Origin of the sequence: Flavobacterium rivuli WB 3.3-2 = DSM 21788 (genome assembly GCF_000378485.1) — a bacterium.
Taxonomy (GTDB): domain Bacteria; phylum Bacteroidota; class Bacteroidia; order Flavobacteriales; family Flavobacteriaceae; genus Flavobacterium; species Flavobacterium rivuli.
The window spans coordinates 64,509-83,827 of record NZ_KB899967.1; the positions used below are offsets into that span (position 1 = coordinate 64,509).

General features: G+C 37.6%; 26 protein-coding genes. 11 read left to right on the plus strand and 15 right to left on the minus strand.

Annotation, left to right across the window (positions count from 1 at the left end):
* Positions 1-73 precede the first annotated feature (73 nt).
* The 3 genes from F565_RS0103665 (at position 74) to F565_RS0103675 (ending at position 2,173) form a co-directional block, all read left to right on the plus strand.
* Positions 74-1,327: an OmpA family protein gene (locus F565_RS0103665; RefSeq protein ID WP_020211846.1), complete on the plus strand. Its 1,254-nt coding sequence runs from the start codon at positions 74-76 to the stop codon at positions 1,325-1,327.
* Positions 1,328-1,401: 74 nt separating this feature from the next.
* A complete protein-coding gene (locus F565_RS0103670; protein ID WP_020211847.1) occupies positions 1,402-1,812 on the plus strand; it encodes a hypothetical protein in 411 nt (136 codons plus the stop codon).
* A gap of 94 nt (positions 1,813-1,906) precedes the next feature.
* Complete coding sequence (locus F565_RS0103675; RefSeq protein ID WP_020211848.1) at positions 1,907-2,173, plus strand: hypothetical protein; 267 nt, start codon at positions 1,907-1,909, stop codon at positions 2,171-2,173.
* Between the two features lie 60 nt (positions 2,174-2,233).
* Here the strand turns inward: F565_RS0103675 and F565_RS0103680 are convergent, their stop codons facing one another.
* The 11 genes from F565_RS0103680 to F565_RS0103730 form a co-directional block, all read right to left on the minus strand.
* Positions 2,234-2,656, minus strand: a complete 423-nt coding sequence (locus F565_RS0103680) for an META domain-containing protein (protein WP_020211849.1) — start codon at positions 2,654-2,656, stop codon at positions 2,234-2,236.
* A gap of 84 nt (positions 2,657-2,740) precedes the next feature.
* Complete coding sequence (locus F565_RS0103685; protein ID WP_020211850.1) at positions 2,741-4,768, minus strand: hypothetical protein; 2,028 nt, start codon at positions 4,766-4,768, stop codon at positions 2,741-2,743.
* Between the two features lie 33 nt (positions 4,769-4,801).
* Positions 4,802-5,548, minus strand: a complete 747-nt coding sequence (gene fabG, locus F565_RS0103690) for a 3-oxoacyl-[acyl-carrier-protein] reductase (RefSeq protein ID WP_020211851.1) — start codon at positions 5,546-5,548, stop codon at positions 4,802-4,804.
* A gap of 184 nt (positions 5,549-5,732) precedes the next feature.
* Positions 5,733-6,287, minus strand: a complete 555-nt coding sequence (locus F565_RS0103695; protein ID WP_020211852.1) for a TerD family protein — start codon at positions 6,285-6,287, stop codon at positions 5,733-5,735.
* A gap of 4 nt (positions 6,288-6,291) precedes the next feature.
* The gene (locus tag F565_RS0103700) at positions 6,292-7,266 is read right to left on the minus strand and encodes a hypothetical protein (protein WP_020211853.1); all 975 of its coding nucleotides are present in this window, start codon (positions 7,264-7,266) and stop codon (positions 6,292-6,294) included.
* 21 nt (positions 7,267-7,287) lie between these two features.
* Entirely contained in the window at positions 7,288-7,653 is a 366-nt protein-coding gene (locus F565_RS0103705) for a VOC family protein (protein WP_020211854.1), read from the minus strand.
* 10 nt (positions 7,654-7,663) lie between these two features.
* On the minus strand, positions 7,664-8,755 hold the full coding sequence (locus tag F565_RS0103710; RefSeq protein ID WP_020211855.1) for a toxic anion resistance protein: 1,092 nt from the start codon (positions 8,753-8,755) through the stop codon (positions 7,664-7,666).
* Between the two features lie 6 nt (positions 8,756-8,761).
* Positions 8,762-9,370: a TerD family protein gene (locus tag F565_RS0103715; protein WP_020211856.1), complete on the minus strand. Its 609-nt coding sequence runs from the start codon at positions 9,368-9,370 to the stop codon at positions 8,762-8,764.
* Positions 9,371-9,382: 12 nt separating this feature from the next.
* Entirely contained in the window at positions 9,383-9,937 is a 555-nt protein-coding gene (locus F565_RS0103720) for a TerD family protein (protein WP_020211857.1), read from the minus strand.
* Positions 9,897-10,766, minus strand: coding sequence for a phosphoribosyltransferase family protein (locus F565_RS0103725; RefSeq protein ID WP_020211858.1), 870 nt, complete (start codon positions 10,764-10,766; stop codon positions 9,897-9,899). Before F565_RS0103725 ends, F565_RS0103720 begins: the two co-directional genes overlap by 41 nt.
* On the minus strand, positions 10,741-11,448 hold the full coding sequence (locus tag F565_RS0103730; RefSeq protein ID WP_020211859.1) for an HAD family hydrolase: 708 nt from the start codon (positions 11,446-11,448) through the stop codon (positions 10,741-10,743). The genes F565_RS0103725 and F565_RS0103730 overlap by 26 nt, the downstream gene beginning before the upstream one ends.
* A 134-nt stretch (positions 11,449-11,582) precedes the next feature.
* Here F565_RS0103730 and F565_RS0103735 point away from each other — a divergent pair, with 134 nt between their 5' ends.
* Positions 11,583-11,963 carry a VOC family protein gene (locus F565_RS0103735; RefSeq protein WP_035642510.1) on the plus strand — a complete coding sequence of 127 codons (381 nt, stop codon included), beginning with the start codon at positions 11,583-11,585 and terminating at the stop codon, positions 11,961-11,963.
* 230 nt (positions 11,964-12,193) lie between these two features.
* Positions 12,194-12,370: a hypothetical protein gene (locus F565_RS22795; protein ID WP_020211861.1), complete on the plus strand. Its 177-nt coding sequence runs from the start codon at positions 12,194-12,196 to the stop codon at positions 12,368-12,370.
* A gap of 92 nt (positions 12,371-12,462) precedes the next feature.
* Here F565_RS22795 and F565_RS0103745 read toward each other — a convergent pair whose 3' ends face one another.
* The 3 genes from F565_RS0103745 to F565_RS0103760 all read right to left on the minus strand — a co-directional run bounded on the left by F565_RS0103745 (position 12,463) and on the right by F565_RS0103760 (position 14,885).
* Positions 12,463-13,701, minus strand: coding sequence for a cation:proton antiporter (locus tag F565_RS0103745; RefSeq protein ID WP_020211862.1), 1,239 nt, complete (start codon positions 13,699-13,701; stop codon positions 12,463-12,465).
* 67 nt (positions 13,702-13,768) lie between these two features.
* Positions 13,769-14,029 carry a hypothetical protein gene (locus F565_RS0103750; protein WP_020211863.1) on the minus strand — a complete coding sequence of 87 codons (261 nt, stop codon included), beginning with the start codon at positions 14,027-14,029 and terminating at the stop codon, positions 13,769-13,771.
* Positions 14,030-14,264: 235 nt separating this feature from the next.
* Positions 14,265-14,885 carry a transglycosylase domain-containing protein gene (locus tag F565_RS0103760; RefSeq protein ID WP_020211864.1) on the minus strand — a complete coding sequence of 207 codons (621 nt, stop codon included), beginning with the start codon at positions 14,883-14,885 and terminating at the stop codon, positions 14,265-14,267.
* Between the two features lie 139 nt (positions 14,886-15,024).
* Here F565_RS0103760 and F565_RS0103765 point away from each other — a divergent pair, with 139 nt between their 5' ends.
* From F565_RS0103765 to F565_RS0103775, 3 genes are read left to right on the plus strand one after another with little or no spacing between them, the layout of a single operon-like run.
* Complete coding sequence (locus F565_RS0103765) at positions 15,025-15,231, plus strand: hypothetical protein (RefSeq protein WP_020211865.1); 207 nt, start codon at positions 15,025-15,027, stop codon at positions 15,229-15,231.
* A complete protein-coding gene (locus tag F565_RS0103770; protein ID WP_020211866.1) occupies positions 15,231-15,536 on the plus strand; it encodes a hypothetical protein in 306 nt (101 codons plus the stop codon). Before F565_RS0103765 ends, F565_RS0103770 begins: the two co-directional genes overlap by 1 nt.
* Before the next feature lie 6 nt (positions 15,537-15,542).
* Positions 15,543-16,142, plus strand: coding sequence for an IMPACT family protein (locus tag F565_RS0103775; RefSeq protein WP_020211867.1), 600 nt, complete (start codon positions 15,543-15,545; stop codon positions 16,140-16,142).
* A 69-nt stretch (positions 16,143-16,211) separates the two neighbouring features.
* Here F565_RS0103775 and F565_RS0103780 read toward each other — a convergent pair whose 3' ends face one another.
* Positions 16,212-16,619, minus strand: a complete 408-nt coding sequence (locus F565_RS0103780) for an acyl-CoA thioesterase (protein WP_020211868.1) — start codon at positions 16,617-16,619, stop codon at positions 16,212-16,214.
* A gap of 189 nt (positions 16,620-16,808) precedes the next feature.
* On the opposite strand from F565_RS0103780, the gene dnaA reads away from it, so the two are divergent.
* The 3 genes from dnaA (at position 16,809) to F565_RS0103795 (ending at position 19,250) form a co-directional block, all read left to right on the plus strand.
* A complete protein-coding gene (dnaA, locus tag F565_RS0103785) occupies positions 16,809-18,236 on the plus strand; it encodes a chromosomal replication initiator protein DnaA (protein WP_020211869.1) in 1,428 nt (475 codons plus the stop codon).
* Positions 18,236-18,703 carry a low molecular weight protein-tyrosine-phosphatase gene (locus tag F565_RS0103790; RefSeq protein WP_020211870.1) on the plus strand — a complete coding sequence of 156 codons (468 nt, stop codon included), beginning with the start codon at positions 18,236-18,238 and terminating at the stop codon, positions 18,701-18,703. The genes dnaA and F565_RS0103790 overlap by 1 nt, the downstream gene beginning before the upstream one ends.
* Before the next feature lie 91 nt (positions 18,704-18,794).
* Positions 18,795-19,250, plus strand: a complete 456-nt coding sequence (locus F565_RS0103795; RefSeq protein WP_020211871.1) for a hypothetical protein — start codon at positions 18,795-18,797, stop codon at positions 19,248-19,250.
* The last annotated feature ends 69 nt before the right edge of the window (positions 19,251-19,319 follow it).

Below are 19,319 nucleotides of genomic sequence, written 5' to 3' on the forward strand. Positions count from 1 at the left end.
CACATATTTTCTTAAGTTAATTTTACTATTTTTACAAAAAATTTCAACGTACTGATAAACAAAACAATTATTTATGAAGAAAGCTGTACTCCCCCTATTACTGCTTTGCCTGGCACCGGCTTTAAGAGCTCAGGAAGCAAACACAGAAAAGCCTGCACAAGACTATAACAAGTGGACACTTGAACTTGGTGGCGGTATAAATACTGTGGCTAACCCATTGTCTCCCGGTTATGATGTTAGTTCTTACAATTTTTTTAGCGCAAACTTTGGTGCAAGGTACATGTTCAATACCAAATTTGGTTTGAAACTTGGCGTAACTTATGATGAGCTAAAGAATAATGATAATTCTCCGGAATTTAAAACTGACGTGCAAGGTGTTTCATTGCAAGGTGTTGTAAATCTTGGCCGTATTTTAGAATTCCAAACATGGACAAACCGTCTTAATGTTTTGGCACATACAGGTGTAGGTGTTGGAAGGTTTAAAAGCGACAGGACACAACAGTACTATGACCACATAGGTACATTCTTAATTGGTTTAACAGGTGAATTTAAATTATCTGAAAGGGTTAGCCTTTTTGGTGATTTTACCATGAACAATAACTACTCTCAGCAAAGAACTTGGGATGGCGGTGCTTATGAGCACAATCTTAAGCAAGGTTTTGACAGTACCCTTTACCAGGCTACTGTAGGTCTTACTGTAGCATTAGGAAGCCATGAACAACATGCTGACTGGTATATACAAGATGTTACTACAGAGCTTAACGACCTTGACAAACGTGTAGGCGATCTTGAGACTATGATGAACGACTCTGATAAAGATGGTGTTCCTGATTATCTTGATGCTGAACCTAACACTATTGCAGGTGTTGCTGTAGACAGCAAAGGACGTACTATTGATAAAAACAATAATGGCGTGCCGGATGAACTTGAAAAATATCTTGACGAAAGAGATAGCAAATCTAAATCATCTATCAGTTCAGATCTTTCTGACCTAATTAATGGTGGTTACATTAACGCTTACTTCGACTTTGGTAAAGATCAGCCTAATGCACAATCTGTAAGCGGTATTAACTTCTTAACAAGATACCTGAAAGAAAATCCATCTGCAAGTGCTGATGTAATAGGTTATGCTGACGAAGTTGGTGATGCTGAATACAACAAAGCACTATCTGCAAGAAGGGCTGCAAATGTTAAACAAATATTGGTTGACTCTGGTATAGATGCAGGAAGACTTAACATCATTGGTAATGGTGAAGATTCTTCAGTAAACAAATCATCTGCGTTTGCCCGTCAAACAGTTAGAAGGGTTACTTTTATTATCAAATAATAAGAAATCTATAATATTTTTAAAAACCTCTGCATACGCAGGGGTTTTTTTATACCTTTAAAAGAAAACATTATATGAGCCAACGCGATAACGGCATACTCGCCCTTAGAGGTGATGCCATAGGTACAATACATCCGCAGTCATCAGGAGAAGAAATTTTTCAAAATGCTACATTGAGGCCTGTATTAAAATTACAGAATGATTTATTGATAGAATCTTTCCTTAATTATGCCAATAAGCAAAAAAAGCAATTCTATACACTTACGCTTGATAAAAAACTGCAATACATAGATACAGCTATTCATAAAGATATAAAGTTTAGAAACGCCTTAAAAGGGATTGTATTAGGGGTATTTACTGTAGATGAATTTAAGGCCTACACACACAATTCATCTAATATAAATAAACGGATGATGAACATGATAATAGAACGGCTTAAAGACCAGGTGCAATTGTTAACAGAATATAACGATGTAGCGATATAAATATCGTTGTAGTTTTTTAAGGATAAAACATTTTTGCTATAAAATTTTTATAATATCATAAAAAACAGTACCTTTATATATAAATTAATCTATTATGGCACCAATTACTAATTATTCCTACTATCCCGGCGATGGTGGTGAAAACATGGAAATGAGCCATCTGTCAGGCAACACATCGTTACCTTATGATGACCTGGCAATGATTAACCCTAATGAGCTTGCTACTTTTCCTAAGCAGGTAAATTTAGAGGAGCACAGGTATTATGACCACCAGAGTCACCTGGTTAACAGGCGTACTCCGGCGAGGGAAGGAAGAAACATTACCCGAACAGACAGCCAGCCAAGCCGGCACGGTTTGTAACAAAAAATAAATGCCTTTTTGATTAGTCAAAAAGGCATTTATTTTTTATGTATAACTGTATTATTTTTTTGGCTTGAAAACTAAAACCTCTTCTATACCTTTAAGTAAAACAAGTTTATCTTTTTCTACACTTGCACCATCGGCACTTTCTAAAGCTTTAAGGTAATCACTCTCTCCATTACCCGGACAAAACATTTTTGTAGAGGCCATCTGGCTTATATTGATACCACCTTCGTCATTAATGTTATAAGAGCCATTGTAACGGTTACAACCGCCATTACCAGTAATCTTATTATCTGTAGAAAAATAAGCCACAGGGAGGCCGCTATTGTAGTTTGTAGAGTCTGCTGCTTTGCCGTTAATGGTTGTAAGCTGCCAGTTAGTATCTGTAAGTATGTCTATAGCAGGGCCGGATTTAGCAGTACCACAGCTTTCAAATAAAGCTATTAAGCCAATGGCTCCAAGAGTAAGTATTCGTTTCATTGTAAGTTAATTTAGGTTAATCCCAAATTTAATGAATATTCCTACTATACCTGCCCTATTTATAATTACTTTAATATAATGGCTTTAAAGCATGCCATTATATTTACGTATAAACCATTCTGCAGCCAGCGATACGGCAAGTATAACCAGCAACCATATCCAGTCTATTAATGGCGATTTTGTGGTTATCTCCTTTTGTAGTGCTTTGTACGATTCGTTATCAGCTAAAAATTTAATAAGGTCGTCTGCCTTATCAGGATAGTAAACAGCACCACCGGTATTAACAGCCGTTTGTTGTAAACGTGCAAGGTCTGGGTTTACAAATTGCTTTTCGATTTCAAAATCCAGCACTTCAAAACTACCGGAATAAGATGTTTTTGATGCTGCTTCTTTAACGGTAAAAGTATACTGCCCTGCCGCGAGCCCGTCAAGGTTTACCTTATATTCATTACTTCCCTTCAGGAAATCGTATGATTTAGTCAAATTTGTTTTTTTATTTTTAAGCTGTATCGTTAGCCTTGCATTATCGTCAAACTCGTAGTTCTTGTTAAAGTACTGAGCCGTTACAGGGATTACCTCTCCCGAATTATAAAAGCTTTCATGGTTAACTACTAACGATTTTCGCTTCGAGTTAGACGCTAAAAACTGAATTGTCTTATCTATAAAAATGTCAAATTGATCAAACGACTTAGTATTTACATGGCTCTCTACCCTCCATTTCCAAATGTTTTCTCCTAATAAAAATGCATTACGTGCAGCCCCATTTTCAGAAAATGCCATTATTGGGTTCTCTGTTTGTACGTTGCGTATACGTGCCTTTAATAGCACATTTACATTACTTTTTGCAGTAATAGTGCCAAAGGGGTGCTGCAGCGGCGGCAGCTGGCCAAAGCCTATATCGCTTAATGCAAAAAGGTTAAACTGTGTATTAAAATCGGCAAGGTAGTCTTCGCGCTGCGATGTCATTTTAAAGCTTAACTGGCTTTGGTACTGGTTAAGCAAATTAAAATCGGTGCTTAGCCCGGTAACTATAAGGGTATTCAAACCCGCATTTTTGTTAAGGTCTAACAGTTGTTTAAACGATGCATCGGGCTGGTATAATATGAGCACATTATAGTCCTGTAACGATTTAACTTCGGCCGGTTTAAGTATGGTAACTTTTCTTTGCTGGTTCGTTTCTATAGAACGCTTAAGCGCACCAAGATCGGGGTGGTTTATGGCTGCTACCAAAGCAATTTCCGATCGCTGGTCTATAACCTCAACAGCAAAATTCTTAGTATTATTATATTTGTTTTTCTCTGCCTCGCCCGATGATATGACAGCCTTATAGGTTTGCACACCCACTTTATCTGCGCTTAACAAAACCGACAGCGACTGTGCCTTTTTATCTTTAGAGAATGTAACTGCCTGCTTATATAAAACAGAGCTGCCCTGCATAATATTAAATACAGCATTAACCGTTTTGTTACCACTGTATTGAAGGAAAACCTCCGCAGGGAATTTATTTTTTAAGAAGGCATACTTATTTACATTAACCTGGTTTACCCTAAGGTCCAGGAATGTAGTTGTATCGCCTAATACTATTGGGTATACAGCGGTATTTTCTTTAAAGCTATATACATAATCGTTACCTATGGTCTGGTTGCCGTCTGTAAGCAGCACCACAGGGTAGTTTACATTACGGTACAGTTGCTTTAAATTTTGTGCCGCCTGGTCTACGTGTGTTTGCTTCCCTGTAAAATCGGGGGCCTTCCCGGCTTCAAAGCCATCGGAAAAAGTATAAAGCTGAACATCGTACTTGTTTTTTAAAGCCGAATTTGAAGTTATCTTATCGGCAAGCTGTTTTGCAAGATTATCCTGCCCCAGTTCTTTTATAGATAACGAATTATCTACAAGTACCGGCAAGGGTATCTTTACAGTTTCCAGGTCTTTGCGGGTTACAATGGGGTTTATAAGCAGCACAAAGATGGAAAACAATGTTATAAAACGTAAAAAAGCCAAAACAAAGTAGCGTTTCCCCTTTGTTTTGGCTTTAAAAAAATATTGGTAAAACGACAATGCCAATGCTGCAAATGCAGAAAATAGTAATAATAAAACCGTAGATGCAGTCATTTGATAGTCGTTATTCTATAAAGAAAATTAAAATTATGTTAGCATACCACCGTCTACATTCAGGGTTTGCCCTGTTATGTAAGCCGACATATCTGATGCTAAGAACACGCAGGCGTTAGCAACATCTTCCGGGCTGCCGCCACGTTTTAAAGGAATGTTTTCCCTCCAGCCTTTTACAACCTCTTCAGACAGTTTGCCAGTCATTTCAGTTTCTATAAAACCGGGTGCAATAACGTTGCAACGAATGTTACGTGAGCCAAGCTCTAAAGCTATAGATTTAGAGAAGCCTATTATACCTGCCTTAGACGCTGCATAGTTAGACTGGCCTGCATTACCTTTAACACCTACTACAGAGCTCATGTTTATAATAGAACCATGGCGCTGCTTAAGCATTGTTTTTTGTACTGCCTTAGTCATATTGAAAACCGACTTAAGGTTTACCTCTATAACTTTATCAAAATCAGCTTCAGATATTCTCATAAGCAGGTTGTCTTTTGTAATACCTGCATTGTTTATTAGTATATCAATAGCATTAAAATCGGCAAGCACGTCATCTACAAGTTTTTGCGACTCGTTAAAATCGGCTGCGTTGCTCTGGTAACCTTTAGCTTTTACACCAAAGCCTGTAAGTTCTTCTTCAAGTTCTTTTGCTGCCTCTGCAGATGCGCTGTACGTAAAAGCAACATTAGCGCCCTGTTGTGCAAAAGTAAGGGCTATACCACGGCCTATACCCCTGCTTGCGCCGGTAATAATAGCCGTTTTTCCTTCTAATAATTTCATGAGTTTGTTTGTTTATATAAGAAAGCCACAAATATAATAAATGTTTTGTGGTTTAGCTTACAGTAAAAGTATGCCTGCTCTTTTCTTCAAATGTTTTCGCCACGAATTACACAAATTAAACAAATTTTGCATGCTACAATTAATCTCTGATTTGTGAAATTAGTGTAATTCGTGGCAAAAGTTATTAGTTGTACTTATTAAGAAAATCCTGAAGGCCACCTTTTAATCCTGAACCTACGGCTTCAAACTTCCATTCATTATTTCTCTTATACAGCCTGCCAAATTCAACAGCTGTTTCTATAGAAAAGTCTTCGTCAAGCTCATACTTAACAAGCTCTGTGCTATTAGAGTTATCTACTATACGAATGAAAGAATTGCGTATCTGCCCAAAGTTCTGCCTTCTTGTATCTGCCTGGTGTATCGTTACCACAAAAGTAATCTCTGCCACTTCTGGAGCTATTTTAGAAAGGTCTATAACAATTTTTTCATCATCACCATCGCCCTGCCCTGTAAGGTTATCGCCTGTATGCGTTACAGCTTCGTCCGGCGATTTTAGGTTATTATAAAATATAAAGTGGCTATCGCTAACCAGTTTACCGTTCGCTCCTAATATAAATATGGATGCATCAAGATCAAAAGCTTCGCCGGTAGCACTGTTGTTAGTATCCCATCCTAAGCCTACGGTAAATTTTGGCGCCGCTATGCTTTGCCTTTGTCCTTTTTCTAAATTTATTGCCATTGTTTTATTTTGAATTGATGTTTATGTTAAGCATTGCCCTTAAAATATTGGTTTGCTCATCTACGTTTTGCAGGTCGTCCAGAAAATCAACCCCCGAAATTTTTTCGAGGTAAGCCGCCAGCACCCCTTCTACATCTTTAGGTAATGATGTTTTTACGGTTGCCTGCTTATCCCGTAACAGGTCGTTTTTATACTGGAGCCCCATAATAATGTCTGCCTTATTAGACATGTTTTTAGACAGGTCAATGTCTTTTGCACTATCAGCATTTAAAAAGTAAAAAGACTTGGTGCCGTTTATAAATACAAATTTATCGTTACTGTCCATAAAATCATATACCTCTGCATATGCGTTATCATGGCTTATACCACAGGCAAACTTTACCCTGAAGTTAAGTATATTAAGCCTGCCAAGCAACTTGCGCTCTATAATGGCATAGTCATTTTGGTATACTTTTTTATCGTCATGCTTTACAAGCAGGTCAAATTGTTGTGTACTTACCTCCCTGTAAAATTCGGGCGCAAGCCGTGAAGAGAACAGCATAACGGTAGCCCAGCTAAAGGGCACTGTAACATTAGTAGCCAGCATATCATACAGCTGCTTTAGCGCAGTACCCATATTCTGGTTATGGCGGCGAACCTCATCGCTAAAATTACGTGCTTCGCTTTCCTTTTCAAGCTTTTGTACCAGGTCACTATTTATATATATCTCATCGGCCATGAGCAGGTACTGCTGTTCCTTTGCTTTTTTAAGTTTCTGAAACAGGTCTGTAAGGCTGCTTGTGTATTGTACATGAAAGAGGTCCAGCTTATTAACATCGAGGTTTTTGTTAGACTGAAACAAATTGTGAATTACTTTTGTGCGTACATAAACCGCAAAGAGATCCTTATGGTTAAAAAAATTAGCTAACATTTTTAAAACCAACAATCGTTTATCGCTCTCCCGTATAACCTGAGCAAATATCTCTTCCTGCTCCTCCATTTACATTATATAATCGCCTTCTTATTTATTAAATTGCCCAAAATGCCATAAAACTCCGGCAGGGTCATGCACAAAGCATTCACTGCCCCAGTCAAGGTGCTTAATTGGGACTAACCTCACATCCTCATACTTACCGGTTAAATTTAATGCTAAAAGTTCGTCCCAAAATTGGGCAACATCTTCTACTTCCATAAAAAGCATGGTGTTGTCTACCCATTCTTTAGCATAATAGTTTTGCAGGTAAAATGAGATGTTACCCATTTTAAATACCGACATACTATCGCCCAAAACATTTTCTTCGAAACCCAGGTCGCGGTAAAAACTGCGTGAGATTTCGAAATCTTTAGATCCTATAAAAGGCCGTAGTGATTTAGCTTTAATATTCATTTCAACATTTTTAGCTAACTACTCCTTTTTTAAGTTCTTCCTCAAGGCTTTGCAAGCCGGCATCAAGCTCTCTCCTGGTTTTTGTGCCTTGTTCGTGTATCTGTTTAACCTCTGTAAGCGTATCTATCAGCGATTTTGTAGTCATTTTTAAAGTATCGAGAGATACAATTGTGTTCTCGTTCTCTTTTGCTACTTCTATACTGTTCATTTTTAGCATCTCTGCATTTTTTTGCAATATAGTATTTGTAGTTTCAGATACTTTGCGCTGTACCTCTATGTTCTGCTTTTGCCTTTGCAGGGCTACCGCAAGGGTAAGCTGGTTTTTCCAAACCGGCATTGTTGTGGTAAGTATGCTTTGGGCTTTCTCTGCAATAGAGGTGTTGTTATTTTGCACCACCCTTATTTGCGCCAGCGATTGCAATAGTATAAAACGTACTACCTTCATATCAGCAAGCCTTTTGTCAAGCCTGTTTATAAAAGTGCGCTTATCTGCTATTTCATAATCCTGGTAGTTGGCGGGGTTGCCTTCCATAACGGCAAGCTCTTCGTTTAGCTCTTTAAACTTAAGCTGGCCGGCCACAATATATTTTTCCAGTTCTTTTATAAGGTTAACATTACCGTCGAACATGGTTTGCAGCGAGGTATTGTCTTTAACCGAATTGATCATTCCTGCTTTAACCTTATTGCTTATCCTGTCTACATTAGCAGTGATCTTATCGTACTTCTGGAAAAGCTTTTTAACATCTACAACCAGTTTGTTAAGCAACGGTATACCCGATAGAAATTTCTGGAACCCACTTTTGTTAAGCTCATCTACATCTATGTAGTTAAGCTCAGACAGCAGCTCATTAATAAGCCCGCCAATCTCGCCGCCCTGCTGCGCCCTTACATTGGTAAGGAACGTGTCACTTTGCTTTGCTATAGAGTTTTGTATCTCTGCACCAAAGTTCAGTATCGAGTTAGCATCTTTTTCGCTTAGCTGGCCCGATATTGTTTTGTATTGCGCCAGGTCGTTTTCCTGAATATTGGCCAGATTAACGTTACCCTCTTTATCAATAGGTGAAAGCGATGCGCCCGTAGGTATATTTTGTAAATTATCCATAATATGTTACAGGTAGCTTTGTTGAATAGTAACCACAGTTGTTTCTATTTTTTTATCAGGGGTTGGTGCGCCTATAGCGTTAAATTTCCACTCGCCGTTCTTTTTATAAAACACGCCAAGTACCATAGTAACGCTGCCTGCAAAAGCACTGTCATTAGCAATATCATACTTTGCAAACACCTCTGTTACACGTGTAGGCGTACCTTCGTATATTCTTATAGATGCAAAAGGGATATCTTTAAAATCCTGTCCGCGAAAGCTGTTTATAAAAAATGCCACGTAGGTTGCCGATGGGTTTAACCTCGAAAAATCTACAGTTATAACTTCGTTATCAAGGCCGTCATCGCCGTTTATATCTCCGGTAAGATCGTCACCACTATGTTTAATAGCCTGGTCGTTACTTTTTAACTGCCTAAAGCTTACTGTATCTAACAGCTTTTTATTTTCATCATATACTGCACAGCTCGCATCAAGGTCTACCGCTACTTTGCTCGAAGAGAAAAAACCTTTCTTTTCTATAGCACCCCAGTTAACGCCCACACATATATTAAGTAATTTTGCACCGTTGCTTTTTTCAAGGCTAATGCGTTGCCCTTTTTCTAAATTTATTGCCATGTCTTAGTTATCTTAGTTGTATTTGTTTAAGTAATCCTGTAATCCGCCGCGCTGGCCTGCTCCCACGGCTTCAAACTTCCATTCATTATTTCTTTTATATATCCTGCCAAATTCTACAGCAGTTTCTATAGAGAAATCTTCTTCAAGCTCATATTTTACAAGTTCTGTACCTGTTACGGCATCTACAATACGCACAAAAGAATTGCGCACCTGCCCAAAGTTTTGTTTCCTTACCTCAGCATCGTGTATGGTAACTATAATACTCATTTCGGTAACACGTGGGTCTGTTTTACTCAGGTCTACAAGTATTTGCTCGTCATCGCCATCACCGTCTCCGGTAAGGTTATCACCTGTATGTTTTACCGCTTCATCCGGCGATATAAGATTGTTGTAAAATACAAAAAAATCGTCGGTAATAAGTTTTTTATTATCACCCATTATAAATACCGAAGCATCCAGGTCAAACTGCGCACCGGTAACCGATGAGTTTGTATCCCACCCAAGGCCTATGGTAAATTTTGGCGCATTAAGCGTTTCGCGCTGACCCTTCTGTAAATTGATAGCCATAATTAGTTGTTTTAATGTTGGTTAAACTTTTATTTATAAACTCCAGGTTTTCCCTGTAGTCATTTATTGTATGGTAATTGTTGCTTACCGCAAGCCTAAAGAGCTCTTGCAGTACATTAGTCGTCATATACCCTAAAAGTGTTACAAGTTCCTGCCTGTCTAATTTTAAAATATATTTTACAGTACGGGTATTAAACACAAAAGAGGGCTTGTTTATAATGGTAGCAAGGCTCTCTGCATCCTTTACAAAAAAGTAATTGTAATAATTTTCTATGTTGGGGTGTATATCTTTATTGAGAAGCTCGGCAAAATAAACAAATACAAACTCGCCCTGCACATTATGGTCGTCGAGTATTTTTTTTACAATGTACTCATGGCTGCCGGTAATTTTAATATCATCCATAAACAGGCACAGTTTGCCGCTTATGTAATTGCTGTCTATATAATAGGTATCATTAGCAATAAGTTTTACCCTGTCATTAAAATCAAGGTTGCCATAATCGGCAGTATACGTTTGGTTACGGTATATTTTACTTTCTGCCAGCGCCTTTTTGCCATGACTGTATAAAAAAGCATTCATTCTGTGTTTAAAATGCAGGCTAAGGTAATTACTCGCTGTGGGAATGGCAAGGTAAGGGCTGGGCAATATCACAATTTCATCGTGTGCCAGTATAAGTTGTTCATGTTTTTGTATAAAGCCTTCAAAAAGCTCATCGGCAAATTTTTCGGCAATTTCATTATCGCCAAATTTAAACTTGCTATACTCTGCCTCGCTAAAGGGGCAGTTATTTTTATCGTGTATTTTATGCAGGCTGTAAGTGAGGTTCATTAATTGGTGTGTTTATAATTAAGTGGGCATTAAACCCAAAATTTATAGCGCCGTGATAATCGCTTATGGCATTGTCGCCCACATGCAAAACTTCGTGCTTTGCTATGCTGCCTGTTTTTAATATTTCGGCATAAGCGTACTCATACATTTGGTAAGCCGGCTTAGAGAAGCCCGTTTCATCTGAATATACCTGAAATGTAAAGTATTCATCGAGCCCGTAAGATGCCAGTACTTTGCGTAGCGAACTCCCTTTTATAAAAGCGGTGTTGCTAAGTATATTAGTGGTCTTCCCTTCCTCGTGCAATTGCTTAAAAAAAGACGGAATATCATCCCGTAGCAATACCGGTTTATATTCTAAAAGCAAGGTTTCGGTAAGGTTGTAAAATTCCTGAAGCCGGGTTTTATTGTAAGCCTCTATATCTATCCCTAAAGCTTCAATAATAAGGTAATAAATTTCGAAGGTATCAAAATTGCGGCCCACCTTTTCGTTAATGCTGTTAGTAAGCACGTCAAATTTTCTTATAACAGCCGCCACTTCGTCAATGGGTTTATTTATAGCAAAAAAATCTTTGTATAAAAGGTTTCTCTTCGCCTTAAATTCAGGATGCGATTTAATAAGCGTAAGCCATAAATCAAAAGAAATGTGTTTGTATTTATATAATTCAGGTATCCATTTCACCATGCTGCTGTCGGTCTTAAAAATATAAATGTTGGTAAATATAAAGTTTAATCTTTTTTAAAGCAATTTATTTTATGGTTAACAAATGTAACAAAGCAATTATTAACTTTGAGTATAATCTTAAATCAGAAAATAAAATGAGCACTACTATCCTTGGGCTAAGAACCGTAATTTATAAAGTAACCGATGTTGATGCTGCAAAAACATGGTATGCAAAAGCTTTTAATACCGAGCCCTACTTTGATGAGCCTTTTTATGCAGGCTTCAATATTGCCGGTTATGAACTGGGCCTGCAGCCGGATGAAACCCTGCCCGAAGCTAAAGGTGAAAGTGTTGCTGCCTACTGGGGCGTTAATGATGTGGAAAGCGAATTTGCCAGATTTATCGATCTTGGTGCTACCGCCCATGAAGCTCCCGAAAATGTGGGTGGAGAGATTGTGACCGCTACCGTTAAAGATCTATGGGGAAATGTAATTGGGCTTATTTACAATCCTGAATTTTCATTGCCAGCAAATTAATTTATAAGTCAAATAACAACCGGTTAAAATTACAATGGTAAAGTACATTTAACCTTAAATTAAAATTGTATGCGCGCATTGCAAGTGCTTTAAAAATTTCGTTACACGATATCTCCTTTTCGCTGCAAATTCGCTGTTTAACTCCTAAAATTGTATTAAAAAATTTTAGCCGAAAGTAAATAATTCGTAATTTCAACCTGTGATACTAACAAAAGCACAACAATTGACTTATGAAACCAATAATTAACCCAAAAAATCAAGACGACATGAAACTGCTAAAATTTGTACTCGCAGCATTTGCCGGATTTGGGCTTGTAAAACTATTCGGATACTTTACCGAGGATGAGCTTAATGACGAACATGACCATGGCACATATGACGGTGAAGAATTTCCACTTTTTGTATAATCTGCCTCCACATTCAAAACACATAGCAAGCACCCATTTTGGGTGCTTTGCGGGTTTGTGCTGATTGCAAACTTTTACGAGAAATCCTTAAACTACGATTTCTCTAATATCTTTCCTGCCACTTTACCAATAGATAATCCCTGAACAATTATAGAAAACACTACCACAAAGTAGGTTATGGCTATAATAGTATCTGTATACGGGCCATCGTTAATAGAGAGTGCCAGCGCAATAGATACTCCGCCTCTTAACCCTCCCCAAACCAATATTTTTATCGTACCCTTACTAAACTTTTCCCTGAATGGTATAAATGTGGTGGGTATCCAGATGGATATAAACCTCGAAAACAAAACCAGTACAATAGAGATTACTCCCGGCACCCAGTAATCGTTGATGTTTTTTATTACCAAAAGGTGGAATCCAATAAATAGAAACAGCACCGCATTAAGTATCTCATCATTAAGTTCCCAAAACTTATCCAGATAGTCCTTTGTAACGGCCGACATGATGAACCTTCTTTTAAAGTTACCAATAATAATACCGGCAATTACCATAGTAAGAGGTCCTGAAATGTGCAGTTCATGGGCAATAAGGTAACCTCCCATTACTACAGATAACGTTATTAGTACCGATACCTTATAATCGTCTATCCTGCGCAATGCACGCGATGCTGTTACTCCCAGTATAGTACCAAGCACAAAACCTCCACCTGCTTCTTTTATTAAAAGCCAGCCAACATTTAACGGGGTTATATCGCCGGTTGTGCCCTGTGCAAGCTCTAATATTACAGCAAATACCACAACGGCAACACCATCATTAAAAAGCGATTCGCCGGCAATTTTAGTCTCAAGCGATTTACGGACTTTAGCCCCCTTAAGGATGCTTAATACTGCAACAGGATCTGTAGGCGAAATCAGCGCACCAAACAAAAGGCAGTATATATAAGGGATATTAAGATCGGCAAGCGGAATATAATATACAAGCGTACCAACCGCAAAGGTAGAAATGATTACACTTATAGTAGAAAACACTACAACAGGGCCCCGCTGTTCCCTTAAATCTTTAAGGTTAATGTGTATGGCACCGGCAAAGAGCAAAAAGTTAAGCATTGCCCCCATGAGCAGCTCCGTAAAATCGAAACCATTTATAAGTTTAGATACACGGCCTAACGGACCCGGGAAGATATTACCAAAAACAACAAGAAATATAGATACCGCCATAGCAATAACCATAACACCAATTGTAGAGGGCAGTTTAAGAAAACGGACATTTAAGTAGGCAAAAAAAGAGGCGAGTACAATGAGCACAGATAGTGAATAATATAATTCCATTGGCTTATAGTAATAAGAAAGGTTAATAGCGTATTGTTACAAACATAACAAAAAAAGCCCTTAAAACCTAACCAAACATCGTCAATACAATTGTAAATACAGTGACAGCAACGGCTATATAAATATAAAATCGGTACACTTTCTTTCCATAACTATAATCTGTTAAGGCAATAGTATCTGTAGAAGCTACAATAGTATTATCAATAAGTATCTTGTTAATCGCTTCTCTATCTTTATCCTGAAGAAAATAGGTAGTACTACTACTTACCTGTATCCCTTCATTATAGAATGCTATGTTGCTCCTCATCAGCTCCGATTCAAATATCATTGTGTCTTTAAACAGCACATGCAGTTTAAAGTGATTTTGGTGTTTTGTGCGAATAGATTGCGTTATAATTAAGTTTTATATATTCAATTTTTGGTTCACATACAGAAAACCGGGCTTTGTAACATTGAATCTACAAAAAGGCGACGTAGATACAGTAAAATCGTTTGAGAAAAGCGGCGTTAAGCTGGATGAGGAAGAGAAGCAGTAAGCAATGTAAAGTGTTCAGTGTTAAAAATTAACTTTTCAATAATTCAGACTTGTTTTTTCTGAATTGATTTTTAAGTGTGTTGAGCCTGTCTTCAAAAATTTTAGGCCTTCTTTGTTTATCATATAGTTGTGGGTTTTGTATACGGGTAATAATTTCAAGTGTCTTCATATCACTTAACATTTTCAAAGGTTTATGAAAATATTGCTTTGAGGCTTCTTCGACACCTATAATACCCCTTCCGAAATCAGTAACCTGAAGAATTCTGTTTAAACATTGTTCCTGAGTAATATTATCTTCAATCATAAAGTTGTATTGAACAAAATAGCCAAAGCTTCCATGCAATCTGGTTTGTCCATATAAAATTGCCATTTCAACAGAGGGAGATTCAATTTGTTTATTAAAACCTTCATTAGTAAAAAGATAATGCCAACCATTATTCTTAAGAGCTTCGGGATATAATGTTTTGTAAACCTTTAAAAAATTATCCGGAAGTTTTGGAGCTAACTTTATATCTTTGAAAAGCTGCTGGCGTTCTTGTTTGTTTGTAATTATATAGCCACCAAAACACAAATAACAAAATATAAATAATATAGTGATACCTGTTAGCATTAAAAAATATCTAATTATTTTTTTTAGTTGGTAAGCCATAATTTGATTTTATTACAATAATACTCAATTTTTCATTTCCATATATCTTAACTAACTTCGCATTATTAAATTATCCTTTTGGAAAACTGCATAATTATTAAAAAGAATTATATTTATCTTTGTGCAAAAGAATTAACTCATGGACTTAGCGGCAAGGAAATATCATTTTATAGAGATGCTCATGAAAGTAGAAAATGAATCTGTGATGGAACAACTTGAAAGTGTTTTAAATACTGATAATGAAATCCCGGATTTTCATAAAGCAATTTTAATAGATCGATTAGAACACCATAAAAATAATCCTACCGATGTAGTAAGGTGGAATGATGTAAAAGATACCTGGTAATGGCATACGAACTGATACTCTTATCTAATGCCTATAAAGAATTAACTGAAGCTAAAGACTGGTATAATGAACAAAGAGAAAACCTTGGTGAAGAATTTCGTGCTGAAGTTAATTTAGAGTTTGGCTATATTGAAAAATACCCTGATCATTATCAAACAAAGTTCAGTAATCTAAAGCTTGCATTAGTAAACCGATTTCCCTATGCCATATATTATCAAAAAGATGATAATTTGATGCAAATTACCATTTATGCCATATTACACACTAAAAGAAATCCTGAAGTTTTATTGAAACGAATAAGATAACCGGATTTGCAAAACGACACTTATAAAACCCTCTCTGCCCCGTCTGAAGAAACGCTGTTTAAAGAAAAGAACAGCAAGTTCTTTGGCTACGCATTCCCCATTGTTAGAGAAGACGAAGTAAAACCCCTGCTGGAAGAAGTTAGGAAAAAGCATTCTTCTGCCGGGCATTGCTGCTATGCGTTTCAGTTGGGTACCGATAAAATTTATTACCGCACTAACGATGATGGCGAACCCAACAACACCGCCGGAATGCCCATTTATGGTCAGATACAAAGTTTTGGGGTAACCAATGTGCTTGTGGTGGTAGTTCGATATTTTGGCGGTGTTAAGCTGGGCGTTGGTGGGTTAATATCGGCGTACCGCACATCGGCACAAATGGCGCTCGAAGCATCCGATATTATAGAGAAAACCATCAACGTGCAGTACACCCTTAAATTTGGCTATGCGGTTATGAACAAAGTTATGCGCGTTATTAAGGAAAAAAACCTGGATATAATATCTCAAAAAATGGAAATGGATTGCGAAATTGTAATCGCTACACGCAAAAAAAATGCCCCAATGGTACTTGCGGCATTTGAAAATTTGTATGAGGTGGTGGTAAAGTGATCAGTCACGGTCGCAGTTTTCAGTTCTTAACTTTGCGGCAATACTGTTTACTGAGACTGCGACTGAAGACTATTTCCCTATAGAATTTATACTCTCCCTAACGTATTCCGGAGGTAAAACAGGGCGCCCGGTTTTCATGTCTACAAACACTAAAACAGAGTTGCCTATTGTTAATAACTGCCCTGCTTCGTTGTATATTTCATAGTCGAATTCTATCTTAACAGACTCCTGTTTTTTAAAGATTGTTCTTACAGTTAAGAGGTCGTCATAGCGGGCAGGTTTTTTATAATTTATTGTCAAGGAAACTACCGGCAGCATGACCCCCTGCTTTTCCATAACACTATAGCTAAGCCCCAGATTTCTAAGCCATTCTACACGCCCCATCTCAAAGTATTGTGCATAATTACCGTGGTATACAACCCCCATTTGGTCGGTCTCTGCATAGCGAACGCGTACTTTAAATTCGTGAAAATTCATATATTTTAAATGTTAATATTTTATTAATTTTAGATTATGGTGCTTACAATATTTTTTTATTAAAATCAATACACCCAAAGTTTTTTTTTGAGGAATTTTGTGTCCATATTTGTTCTCCCTAAAAGGGGCGTAATCTTTGGCCTCCTTTTTGTAAGACAACTTTTAATAAACAACTAAGATTCAGGATATATGACTAAAACTGCGCAATCGGTATGGGAAAACTGTCTGGTATTCATAAAAGACAATATTCAGGATCAGGCCTACAAGACCTGGTTTGAACCCATCAGGGCAGTTGAGTTAACCGACAACGCGCTGTATATCCAGGTGCCCTCTAAATTCTTTTATGAATGGCTGGAGGAGCACTATGTAAAATTGTTAAAAGTAGCCCTTACTAAAGAGCTTGGCACCGGCGCTAAGTTACTCTATAAAATTAAAATGGAAAACACTTTTGGCAATAAACAGCCCTTTACAGAGCAGTTGCCAAGTGCCCACCGCGCCCCTGTTAAACCACAGGAGGTAGATGTGCCATTGCAAAATAAAAACCCGGAACTTAAAAACCCTTTTATAATTCCCGGCATACGCAACCTAAAAATTGAGTCTCAGCTTAATGCAAATTACAGCTTTGATAACTTTTTTGAAGGCGATGCTAACAGGCTGGCACGTTCGGCAGGATTAGCTGTGGCCAATAAACCGGGCGGTACATCTTTTAACCCACTGCTTATTTTTGGTGGTGTAGGTTTAGGCAAGACCCACTTAGCACACGCTATAGGTATCGAGATTAAAGATAAGTATCCGGATAAGACCGTATTATACATATCTGCAGAGATCTTTACGCAACAGTATATAGACTCTGTAAAACGCAATACCCGTAACGATTTTATACACTTCTATCAGTTAATAGACGTGCTTATTATAGACGATGTTCAGTTCCTTTCGGGCAAGACCGGTACACAGGATGTGTTTTTTCACATCTTTAACCACCTGCACCAAAACGGAAAACAGGTTATCCTTACATCAGACAAAGCTCCTGTAGACATGCAGGATATTGAGCAGCGATTGCTGTCCCGCTTTAAGTGGGGCCTTTCGGCAGAATTGCACCAGCCCGATTATGAAACCCGTGTTTCGATATTAAAAAATATCCTTTTTGGCGATGGTGTAGAGATGCCCGAAGAAATTATAGAATATGTAGCCCGCAACATTAAGAGTAATGTGCGCGAGCTGGAAGGTGCTATAATATCGTTAATTGCCCAGTCATCTTTCAATCACCGAGAGGTAACGCTGGAGCTTGCCAAGATGGTGGTAGAAAAATTTGTAAAGAACGTAAAGCGCGAAATATCTATAGACTACATTCAAAAAGTAGTGTCGGATTATTTCCAGCTTGATGTAGATACATTAAAGTCTAAAACCAGGAAGCGCCATGTGGTGCAGGCCAGGCAGCTTGCCATGTTCTTTGCCAAGAAATTTACAAAGGCATCACTGGCAAACATCGGTTCGCAAATAGGCGACCGTGACCACGCTACCGTACTGCACGCCTGCAAAACAATTGATAACCTTGTTACTACCGATAAACAGTTCCGTAAATTTGTTGACGACATCAACAAGAAACTATCTGTATAATGCCCATTAAAATTTTAATGGTTTGCCTGGGTAATATCTGCCGGTCGCCACTGGCCGAAGGTATACTCCAGTCTAAACTGCCTGCCGGTAAATTTATGGTAGATTCTGCCGGAACGGGCGACTGGCATGCCGGTCAGGGTCCGGACCATCGTTCTGTGCTTGCCGCAAAAAACCGCGGGCTTGACATTAGCATGCAAAAGGCACGGCAAATTAAAAAATCTGACTTTATAGATTTTGACCATATTTTTGTAATGGACTCCTCTAACTTTAAAGATGTTACACGCCTTGCCCCTACTCCAGAGGGTAAAGCGAAAGTGATATTGATGATGGACGAGATATTTCCCGGGCAAAAAGTTGATGTACCCGATCCTTATTATGGCAGTGCCAAAGATTTTGACAGCGTGTATGATATGCTCGACGAAGTTTGCGAACTTGTTGCCGCTAAATTAATTAAGGAACATTCTTAAATTATTGTAACTATATACTTTTTACGCTGAAAAATAAATCAACAAAAACTTATTACAGAGATTTTTATTAGTTTTGTTAAAACCTGAATTAATGGAAATCACAGAATTTTTCAAATGGCTTGCTATATTTTCACCAATTGTAAGCGGGATTATAGTAGGTATTGTAACTCATAAACTTTCAAATCGCTCTAAACGTATAGACATTCTGTATCAAAACAAAATCCGAGCATTTCATGAGTTTCACAAGATTCTTATTAATTATAGATTTGAATTAGAGCCGAGTATTTACAATAATCCATTTCTTGAACGAAGTTTCGATGCAAAAGGATCAGTTGAAACCCTTAACATATTAAATAATGCTTTTGTAAGTAATAGTATATATCTGAATAAAGAAAGTACAAAAGCAGTAATGGATTTGATGACTAAGATTAATTTTTTTTGCGGTTTTAATAAGCATGATTTTGAAAATATTAACCCTTATTTAGATATGGCAGTGGAAGTAAACAAAGTAGTAAATATTTTATATAAAGATCTTAATCTAAAATAATCTGGTGTAATTAAAGAATACTTGCCTAAGTAAATCAGGAGCGACTACAAATCTAAACTCAACCCGCCC

Excerpts from the sequence above, each read along its gene's own strand:
- F565_RS0103780 (WP_020211868.1), bottom strand. The coding sequence starts at position 16,619 with ATGAATTTTCACGAATTTAAAGTACGCGTTCGCTATGCAGAGACCGAC.
- F565_RS0103765 (WP_020211865.1), top strand. The coding sequence starts at position 15,025 with ATGGACTTAGCGGCAAGGAAATATCATTTTATAGAGATGCTCATGAAA.
- F565_RS0103700 (WP_020211853.1), bottom strand. The coding sequence starts at position 7,266 with ATGGAGGAGCAGGAAGAGATATTTGCTCAGGTTATACGGGAGAGCGAT.
- F565_RS0103720 (WP_020211857.1), bottom strand. The coding sequence starts at position 9,937 with ATGGCTATCAATTTACAGAAGGGTCAGCGCGAAACGCTTAATGCGCCA.
- F565_RS0103665 (WP_020211846.1), top strand. The coding sequence starts at position 74 with ATGAAGAAAGCTGTACTCCCCCTATTACTGCTTTGCCTGGCACCGGCT.
- F565_RS0103670 (WP_020211847.1), top strand. The coding sequence starts at position 1,402 with ATGAGCCAACGCGATAACGGCATACTCGCCCTTAGAGGTGATGCCATA.
- F565_RS0103730 (WP_020211859.1), bottom strand. The coding sequence starts at position 11,448 with ATGGTGAAATGGATACCTGAATTATATAAATACAAACACATTTCTTTT.
- F565_RS0103745 (WP_020211862.1), bottom strand. The coding sequence starts at position 13,701 with ATGGAATTATATTATTCACTATCTGTGCTCATTGTACTCGCCTCTTTT.
- F565_RS0103705 (WP_020211854.1), bottom strand. The coding sequence starts at position 7,653 with ATGAATATTAAAGCTAAATCACTACGGCCTTTTATAGGATCTAAAGAT.
- F565_RS0103735 (WP_035642510.1), top strand. The coding sequence starts at position 11,583 with ATGAGCACTACTATCCTTGGGCTAAGAACCGTAATTTATAAAGTAACC.
- F565_RS0103795 (WP_020211871.1), top strand. The coding sequence starts at position 18,795 with ATGGAAATCACAGAATTTTTCAAATGGCTTGCTATATTTTCACCAATT.
- F565_RS0103725 (WP_020211858.1), bottom strand. The coding sequence starts at position 10,766 with ATGAACCTCACTTACAGCCTGCATAAAATACACGATAAAAATAACTGC.
- F565_RS0103770 (WP_020211866.1), top strand. The coding sequence starts at position 15,231 with ATGGCATACGAACTGATACTCTTATCTAATGCCTATAAAGAATTAACT.
- dnaA (WP_020211869.1), top strand. The coding sequence starts at position 16,809 with ATGACTAAAACTGCGCAATCGGTATGGGAAAACTGTCTGGTATTCATA.
- F565_RS0103715 (WP_020211856.1), bottom strand. The coding sequence starts at position 9,370 with ATGGCAATAAATTTAGAAAAAGGGCAACGCATTAGCCTTGAAAAAAGC.
- F565_RS0103685 (WP_020211850.1), bottom strand. The coding sequence starts at position 4,768 with ATGACTGCATCTACGGTTTTATTATTACTATTTTCTGCATTTGCAGCA.
- F565_RS0103675 (WP_020211848.1), top strand. The coding sequence starts at position 1,907 with ATGGCACCAATTACTAATTATTCCTACTATCCCGGCGATGGTGGTGAA.
- fabG (WP_020211851.1), bottom strand. The coding sequence starts at position 5,548 with ATGAAATTATTAGAAGGAAAAACGGCTATTATTACCGGCGCAAGCAGG.
- F565_RS0103695 (WP_020211852.1), bottom strand. The coding sequence starts at position 6,287 with ATGGCAATAAATTTAGAAAAAGGACAAAGGCAAAGCATAGCGGCGCCA.
- F565_RS0103790 (WP_020211870.1), top strand. The coding sequence starts at position 18,236 with ATGCCCATTAAAATTTTAATGGTTTGCCTGGGTAATATCTGCCGGTCG.
- F565_RS0103710 (WP_020211855.1), bottom strand. The coding sequence starts at position 8,755 with ATGGATAATTTACAAAATATACCTACGGGCGCATCGCTTTCACCTATT.
- F565_RS0103750 (WP_020211863.1), bottom strand. The coding sequence starts at position 14,029 with ATGATATTTGAATCGGAGCTGATGAGGAGCAACATAGCATTCTATAAT.
- F565_RS22795 (WP_020211861.1), top strand. The coding sequence starts at position 12,194 with ATGAAACCAATAATTAACCCAAAAAATCAAGACGACATGAAACTGCTA.
- F565_RS0103760 (WP_020211864.1), bottom strand. The coding sequence starts at position 14,885 with ATGGCTTACCAACTAAAAAAAATAATTAGATATTTTTTAATGCTAACA.
- F565_RS0103680 (WP_020211849.1), bottom strand. The coding sequence starts at position 2,656 with ATGAAACGAATACTTACTCTTGGAGCCATTGGCTTAATAGCTTTATTT.